The 250-nt window shown below is 57.2% G+C and carries 1 pseudogene; it reads right to left on the bottom strand.

From position 1 onward, the window contains the following. A pseudogene (locus SB765_RS32115) lies at window positions 1-250 on the bottom strand (hypothetical protein); the annotation flags it as partial.

Genomic DNA, 250 nt, shown 5'->3' with positions numbered 1-250 from the left:
CATCAGGAAAGTGGGGACTACGATGACGCTGCAGCGCACCATCTTTATTACCCAGCGTCCAGTTGCTGGCGGTCACATCCAGCAGCGGAAAGCCCGCCTTGTCGAAGGCATTAAGAGCGTCAAAATCTTTACGGTTCAGCTGATGACTGGCGGCGGGAATGCCCTGCTGGCGTGCCAGTAACAGGGCTCGTTCGCTGGTCTGCTTGCGCACCGCCCGGGGCGTATTCATGCCGCTGTTAAAATAGAGATG

It is taken from the genome of Pseudomonas sp. SIMBA_067 (genome assembly GCF_046534675.1).
GTDB classification, from domain to species: domain Bacteria; phylum Pseudomonadota; class Gammaproteobacteria; order Pseudomonadales; family Pseudomonadaceae; genus Aquipseudomonas; species Aquipseudomonas putida.
This window is presented reverse-complemented; position numbering and strand designations above follow the sequence as displayed.